Genomic DNA, 6,477 nt, shown 5'->3' on the forward strand with positions numbered 1-6,477 from the left:
ATTTTCTCGTTATTTTTTGTTTGACATTTTACATTTCTTGACTTGAAATCTGCGTCAAAGGAGCTGAGATGGACGAATCCGGCAACAATCGCAATGAGAACGCACCGGGGCGGCGATTGGCCCCCCGCGAGCGTAAGGAGAAGATTGCGTCGATCCTGTCGCGTAGCGGTTATGCCTCTATTGCCAACCTTTCTGAACATCTCGGCGTCTCGGAGATGACCATCCGGCGAGATCTCGATGTGCTGATGCAGGACGGAGTCATCGAGCGAGCCCATGGCGGCGCCGTCGCACCTCTGGCGGTCCGGTCACTTCGCATGGATGTCACCGAACCGGCCATCGACGAGCGGATCGGGCGCAACCGCATTCAGAAGACGCGCATTGGCGCACTCGCCGCGAGCCTCGTGCAGCGCGACCAGACCATTGCCATCGACATCGGCTCGACGTCGCTCACCCTGGCACAGGCGTTGGCGCAGACCGACGTGCGCATCTTCACCAACAGTTTGAAGATCGGATTGCTGCTGTCGACCGGCAAGCCGCGCCTCTACATGCCTGGTGGCGAGGTACGAGGCCGGGAGCCGTCCATGGTCGGCCCGATGGCCTGTGCGGCGCTGGAAGACTATCATTTTGACTGGCTGTTCCTCGGCGCATCGGGTTTGGCCGCAGATGGTCTCTTCGATTATTCGCTCGAAGACACAGAGGTCAAGAAGGCGCTGATTGCTCGTGCCGGTCGCGTCGTGGCGCTGATCGACAGCTCCAAGTTCGATCGCGTGTCGATTGTGCGCGTTTGCCAATTGGCTGCGATTGACATCCTCGTCACAGACCGCGCACCGGAGGGCGTTCTGGCGCGAAGGCTCGATGAGGCCGGCGTGGACGTCAAGGTCGCGCCGGCAAACATGGCCGCCTCGGCATGAACAATGAAGCGGCGACACGTGCGCGCCGCCTGGGGCGCTCGCTCGCCAACTTGGCCCGACCATCGCTCACGCTGACCTCGCCCCGCCCCTCAAGATGGGACAGGCGCGTCAAAAGCCAGTCAAAAGCCGGGCATCGATCCCAACACAACTTTCATTCGTTCACAATGCTCAAAAAAAGAAAGAGAGGAACCTCAGCCATGACGACCCCTGCCAACATTACGATCCGCCTCCGGTCCTTAACACTGCTGGCCGGCGTTGCCGCGATGGTCAGCTCGGTTGGCCTGCAGACGCAAGCCTTCGCTCAGGCCAGTATCGAACCGCCGCAAGCCCTCGCCGAAAAGGGGCACATCAATTACTGCGCCACGCTCGACAATCCGCCGCGCGCTTTCCTGACCACTGAACAGAAGCCGACCGGCTTCGAGGTGGAGCTGGGCGAAGAGATCGCTGACCGTATGGGCCTCGAAACACGGTGGAGCCAGTTGAAGTTTACGGGCCTGATTCCGGCGCTTCAAGCCGGACAGTGCGATGCGCTCATGCAGGAATTGTTCATCAAGCCGGAGCGGCTCGAGATCATCGACATGATTCCCTTCTCAAACACCGGTCAGCGGATGGTCGCGCACAAGGACACCGATGTTCAGCCCAAGTCGCTGGACGAACTTTCGGGTCTGAAGGTCGCTGTCCCGAACGGTACAACAATCCATAACCTGGCTATGGCAGCCAATGAAGAACTCGAGGCTGCCGGCAAGGAAGAGATCAATCTGGTCGCCCTTCCCACCACGACGGAAACCTTCAAACAGCTTTCGACCCGCCAGGTGGATGCGGTCGGAACGACCATGACTGCGGCCGCCTATTATGTCGGTCTGGAGCCCGATCAGTTTCGCACTGTCGGCGATCCCTTCGGCCTGATCGAGACCGGCATCGGCGTTGCCAAGTCGAACAGCGACCTGACGGCAGCGATCACCAAGGCATTCAAGGCGATCGTCGATGACGGTACCTACGATTCGCTGATCGCGAAATACAACATGCAAGGTTCCGAGCTGTAATCGAGGTCAGCGTTAATGTCATTTGACTGGTCATTTTTCTGGGGTCGACTCGTCGACCCCGGAGAGGTTTTTCTCTGGGCGCTCGTCAATACGATAGCCATGGCCGTGCTCGCCATGGCGCTCGGCTTGGTGATCGGCACCCTGGTCGGCTTCGGTCGCCTGTCGCCTTTTCGAGCGGTCCGCTTCGTTTGCGCATTCTACGTCTGGCTGATCCGTGGCATCCCGGTTCTGGTCCTGCTTGTGATGTTCTTTTCCGGACTCGCGGCCGCTGGCTTCTACCGCTTCGCCGATATGACGCTGTTCGGTGTCACGCTGACCGCCTCCTTTCAGGCTGCCGTTGTCGGTCTGGCGGTGCACGAAGGTGCCTATATGGGAGAGATTGTGCGCAACGGAATTCAGGCCGTCGGCAAGGGCCAGATCGAAGCGGCCAAGTCGATTGGCATGACCACACTGCAGCTGACCTACCGGATCACGCTGCCGCAGGCAGCACGGGTGATCGTGCCGCCTCTCGGCAACGACTTCAATCACATGCTTAAGACGACCTCGCTGGCGAGCGTGATCGGGGTCCGGGAGATCTTTCTGGTCACAGAAAGCCTCTCGGCAACGACGTTCAAGACATTCGAACTGCTGGTCGCCGTCGCGCTCGCCTATCTGATGCTGACCACCGTATGGAACTTCGTGCAGATGTGGATCGAATCGCGGCTCCGCCGACACGAAACCAGCGACCATATGCAGCGCAGCACCCGAGAACGTTTGTTCGCCGCTTTCGCAAGCAACCCAGATGGAGCCTCTTTCCGGCGATGACCGAAAACCTGCAAAAGCAACATGGCAAAGGCACCTCTGGGCCGGAGACCGGATTAACTCCCCTCGTGCTGGCTGACGGGGTGCGCAAATGGTTCGGGCATCTCGAGGTCCTGAAGGGTATCTCGCTATCGGTCAGCCATGGCGAAGTCCTGTCAATCGTCGGCCGATCAGGATCGGGCAAGAGCACCTTCCTGCGCTGCATCAACAATCTGGAAACCTATCAGGACGGCCGGCTCTACGTCGCGGAAAACTTGATCGGCTATCGGGAGGTGAACGGCAAGCTGCGTGCCCTGCCAACGCGCGCCATCGTGCAGCAGCGCCGGCACATCGGCATGGTTTTCCAGCAGTTCAACCTGTTTTGGCACATGACGGTCTTGGAGAACGTCATCGAAGGACCAATCCGTGTGCTCAACGAGCCGCGCGAAACGGCTGTCGAACGGGGGCGGGAGTTGCTGATAAAGGTCGGCCTCGGCGACAAGTTCGACAGCTATCCGATGAAGCTCTCCGGCGGCCAGCAGCAACGCGCTGCGATCGCCCGGGCACTGGCGATGCAACCCAAGTTGATGCTGTTCGACGAACCGACAAGTGCCCTCGATCCGGAAACGACAGGGGAAGTGCTGGCCGTGATCGCCGATCTGGCCCAATCCGGAATGACAATGGTCATCGTGACCCACGAGATGAGCTTCGCTCAACGCGTATCCGATCGTATCGCTTTCATGGAAGAAGGTCTTGTCAACACGATTGCCACGCCTGACGCTTTCTTCGGCCAGAGCGACAACAAGAGTTTGCAACGCTTCCTGGCAACGATCCACTAAATGTGGCGCCTCTTGAACTCAGCGGTCGAGAATGCCCACACCCAGAAGCGATTATTATCAGTAAGGTCATCCGGGGCTAGGTCCAGGCTCCAATGTTCATCGGGCCGTTCGGCTGGTAGAAAAGGCTGCACACATCCCGAGCCTCCTCTCCGCCACGCGGTAGCAGCTTTTCCTTGCGACAGAACTGCCGCTCCCCCTGCTGTTTTCCTGTCGGTCGTAATGCTTCGGGATCATAGGCGGACCCGATGCGAGGCGGGCACGCGCCCGCCTCGATAGTTCAGCTCGCGGCCATCGCCTTGATGTCGGCGGCGCTCGGGGTGTTGCCGCCGATGCCCCATTGTCCGCTGCGCACTTCCTTGACGCGGACCCAGGTGACGCCCCGCATCGCCTCGCCTTCCACCTCGACCATGGCATTGGTGACCTTTTCGATCATCTGCGCTTTCTGGGCCGTGTCGAACACGCCTTCGATCACTTCAATATCAACCAGTGGCATTGTTATTCCTCCCTGTTGCCAAAACGCAGACTGCACCCTGACCGGCCTGCAAACCAGTCCGGGAACTGGAGGAAAACCGCTACAGTAAATGTACTGGACCTGCAGCCCCGGCAGTGGGACACTCGGCCAGGGAGTGAAACCATGCCAGAAAAAGCCTATCCGCTTTTCTGCCCGGTCGCGATGGCATCAGAGATGCTCGAGCCACGCTGGACCATGCTGATCCTCTGCGAAATGTGGTCTGGTTCTTCGCGCTTCACCGAAATTCAGCGCGGCGTTCCCGGCATGTCGCCAAGTCTGCTGGCCAAACGCCTGAAAGACATGGAGGGCAAGGGCCTTGTTGAAAAATCGGTCAGGGGGACCTCCAGCCACGCCGAGTATTTCACTACCCCGCTGGCCGAAGAACTGGAACCGATTGTCCGCAAGCTGGGGGAATGGGCGCACCGCAACATCCAGAGCGAAGTTTCGCTGAGCCATCTCGACGCGAGGCTGTTGATGTGGAGCATCCGTCGCAAGATCGACAGGCTGCACCTGCCGCTGCACAAATGCGTCATCCAGTTCACGCTCAAGGATCCGCCAAACGATCCCGTCAATTACTGGCTGGTGATAAAGCCGGGCGTCGAACCGGATCTCTGCTTCGCCGACCAGAATTTCAGCATCGATCTGTTCATCGTCAGTGAATTGCGGGCGCTCACGTCAGCATGGATGGGGCACAGCACCTTCAATGCGGAGATTGCCTCGGGTGCGATTTCCGTAATCGGTCACGAGGTCATGGCGCGAAGCCTGACAAAGTGGCTCGTCACCAGCAGCTTCGCGGAGACTGTGAAAGCCGTTTCATAGCTGGTGACACAAGGGTCCGGCGTGTCCCCGCAGAAAATTCCCATGGGAGAAATGCACAAACGAAAAAGCCGCCCCGAAAGGGCGGCTGATTGACGTCTGTAATCTTGGTTGCGGGGGCAGGATTTGAACCTGCGACCTTCAGGTTATGAGCCTGACGAGCTACCGGGCTGCTCCACCCCGCGTCAAATCGTGATCGCGTATCGCGAAAGAAGGTGCTGGTTGTCGCCATCGAAGAGAAGATGTTGTGTTTTGCAGACCTGGCAGCGACCTACTCTCCCGCGTCTTAAGACGAAGTACCATTGGCGCTGGGACGTTTCACGGCCGGGTTCGGAATGGGACCGGGTGCAGCCGCCCCGCAATAACCACCAGGTCGGCAAAAAACAACATTCGAGAAGCTGGTCTTTAAATGTCACACCGTCCGGACAATCCGGATGGACATGAGCAATGAGAACGATTCAAGCCGATCGAGCTATTAGTACTGGTAAGCTTCACACGTCACCGTGCTTCCACACCCAGCCTATCAACGTGGTAGTCTTCCACGACTCTCAGGGAATACTCGTTTCGAGGTGGGTTTCCCGCTTAGATGCCTTCAGCGGTTATCCCTTCCGTATATAGCTACCCTGCTATGCCCTTGGCAGGACAACAGGTCCACCAGAGATACGTCCATCCCGGTCCTCTCGTACTAGGGACAGATCCTCTCAATATTCCTACACCCACGGCAGATAGGGACCGAACTGTCTCACGACGTTCTGAACCCAGCTCACGTACCGCTTTAATTGGCGAACAGCCAAACCCTTGGGACCTGCTCCAGCCCCAGGATGCGATGAGCCGACATCGAGGTGCCAAACAACCCCGTCGATATGGACTCTTGGGGGTCATCAGCCTGTTATCCCCGGCGTACCTTTTATCCGTTGAGCGATGGCCCTTCCACTCGGGACCACCGGATCACTATGACCGACTTTCGTCTCTGCTCGACTTGTCAGTCTCGCAGTCAGGCAGGCTTATGCCATTGCACTCGTCGAACGATTTCCGACCGTTCTGAGCCTACCATCGCGCGCCTCCGTTACTCTTTAGGAGGCGACCGCCCCAGTCAAACTACCCACCATACACTGTCCCGGACCCGGATAACGGGCCGCGGTTAGACATCCATGACGATAAGGGTGGTATTTCAAGGATGGCTCCACGCGAGCTGGCGCCCACGCTTCAAAGCCTACCACCTATCCTACACATGCCGACACGAATGCCAGTGTAAAGCTATAGTAAAGGTGCACGGGGTCTTTCCGTCTGACCGCAGGAACCCCGCATCTTCACGGGGAATTCAATTTCACTGAGTCTGCGTTGGAGACAGCGGGGAAGTCGTTACGCCATTCGTGCAGGTCGGAACTTACCCGACAAGGAATTTCGCTACCTTAGGACCGTTATAGTTACGGCCGCCGTTTACCGGGGCTTCGATTCAAAGCTTGCACCTCTCCTCTTAACCTTCCGGCACCGGGCAGGCGTCAGACCCTATACGTCGCCTTGCGGCTTCGCAGAGCCCTGTGTTTTTGATAAACAGTCGCTACCCCCTGGTCTGT

Annotated in this window: 6 protein-coding genes, 1 tRNA gene and 2 rRNA genes (1 of these 9 only partly in view); 5 read left to right on the forward strand and 4 right to left on the reverse strand. The window is 58.4% G+C overall.

Features of this window, described 5'->3' with window-relative positions:
• The first annotated feature begins 68 nt into the window (after window positions 1-68).
• Genes KY465_RS04080 through KY465_RS04095 form a run of 4 tightly spaced genes read left to right on the forward strand, consistent with a single transcriptional unit; the run spans window position 69 to window position 3,573 of the window.
• The gene (locus KY465_RS04080) at window positions 69-911 is read left to right on the forward strand and encodes a DeoR/GlpR family DNA-binding transcription regulator (protein WP_219200143.1); all 843 of its coding nucleotides are present in this window, start codon (window positions 69-71) and stop codon (window positions 909-911) included.
• Complete coding sequence (locus KY465_RS04085; RefSeq protein ID WP_219200145.1) at window positions 908-1,954, forward strand: ABC transporter substrate-binding protein; 1,047 nt, start codon at window positions 908-910, stop codon at window positions 1,952-1,954. The genes KY465_RS04080 and KY465_RS04085 overlap by 4 nt, the downstream gene beginning before the upstream one ends.
• A gap of 15 nt (window positions 1,955-1,969) precedes the next feature.
• Window positions 1,970-2,758 (forward strand): amino acid ABC transporter permease, encoded by a 789-nt coding sequence (locus KY465_RS04090; protein ID WP_255561426.1) that lies wholly within the window; start codon window positions 1,970-1,972, stop codon window positions 2,756-2,758.
• Complete coding sequence (locus KY465_RS04095; RefSeq protein ID WP_219200148.1) at window positions 2,755-3,573, forward strand: amino acid ABC transporter ATP-binding protein; 819 nt, start codon at window positions 2,755-2,757, stop codon at window positions 3,571-3,573. Before KY465_RS04090 ends, KY465_RS04095 begins: the two co-directional genes overlap by 4 nt.
• Before the next feature lie 277 nt (window positions 3,574-3,850).
• Here the strand turns inward: KY465_RS04095 and KY465_RS04100 are convergent, their stop codons facing one another.
• Window positions 3,851-4,066, reverse strand: a complete 216-nt coding sequence (locus KY465_RS04100; protein WP_219200149.1) for a tautomerase family protein — start codon at window positions 4,064-4,066, stop codon at window positions 3,851-3,853.
• 141 nt (window positions 4,067-4,207) lie between these two features.
• On the opposite strand from KY465_RS04100, the gene KY465_RS04105 reads away from it, so the two are divergent.
• Window positions 4,208-4,903 carry a winged helix-turn-helix transcriptional regulator gene (locus KY465_RS04105; protein WP_219200150.1) on the forward strand — a complete coding sequence of 232 codons (696 nt, stop codon included), beginning with the start codon at window positions 4,208-4,210 and terminating at the stop codon, window positions 4,901-4,903.
• A gap of 105 nt (window positions 4,904-5,008) precedes the next feature.
• Here the strand turns inward: KY465_RS04105 and KY465_RS04110 are convergent.
• From KY465_RS04110 to KY465_RS04120, 3 genes are all read right to left on the reverse strand, one after another.
• Window positions 5,009-5,085 (reverse strand) — tRNA-Met (locus KY465_RS04110).
• A gap of 73 nt (window positions 5,086-5,158) precedes the next feature.
• A 5S ribosomal RNA gene (rrf, locus tag KY465_RS04115) occupies window positions 5,159-5,273 on the reverse strand.
• An 81-nt stretch (window positions 5,274-5,354) separates the two neighbouring features.
• Window positions 5,355-6,477 (reverse strand): 23S ribosomal RNA (locus KY465_RS04120) (it continues 1,683 nt past the right edge of the window).

The sequence above is a fragment of the Neohoeflea coraliihabitans genome (genome assembly GCF_019334345.1).
In the GTDB taxonomy this organism is placed as follows: domain Bacteria; phylum Pseudomonadota; class Alphaproteobacteria; order Rhizobiales; family Rhizobiaceae; genus Pseudohoeflea; species Pseudohoeflea coraliihabitans.

Coding starts and splice junctions, on each gene's coding strand:
- KY465_RS04105 (WP_219200150.1), top strand. CDS start 4,208: ATGCCAGAAAAAGCCTATCCGCTTTTCTGCCCGGTCGCGATGGCATCA.
- KY465_RS04100 (WP_219200149.1), bottom strand. CDS start 4,066: ATGCCACTGGTTGATATTGAAGTGATCGAAGGCGTGTTCGACACGGCC.
- KY465_RS04090 (WP_255561426.1), top strand. CDS start 1,970: ATGTCATTTGACTGGTCATTTTTCTGGGGTCGACTCGTCGACCCCGGA.
- KY465_RS04095 (WP_219200148.1), top strand. CDS start 2,755: ATGACCGAAAACCTGCAAAAGCAACATGGCAAAGGCACCTCTGGGCCG.
- KY465_RS04080 (WP_219200143.1), top strand. CDS start 69: ATGGACGAATCCGGCAACAATCGCAATGAGAACGCACCGGGGCGGCGA.
- KY465_RS04085 (WP_219200145.1), top strand. CDS start 908: ATGAACAATGAAGCGGCGACACGTGCGCGCCGCCTGGGGCGCTCGCTC.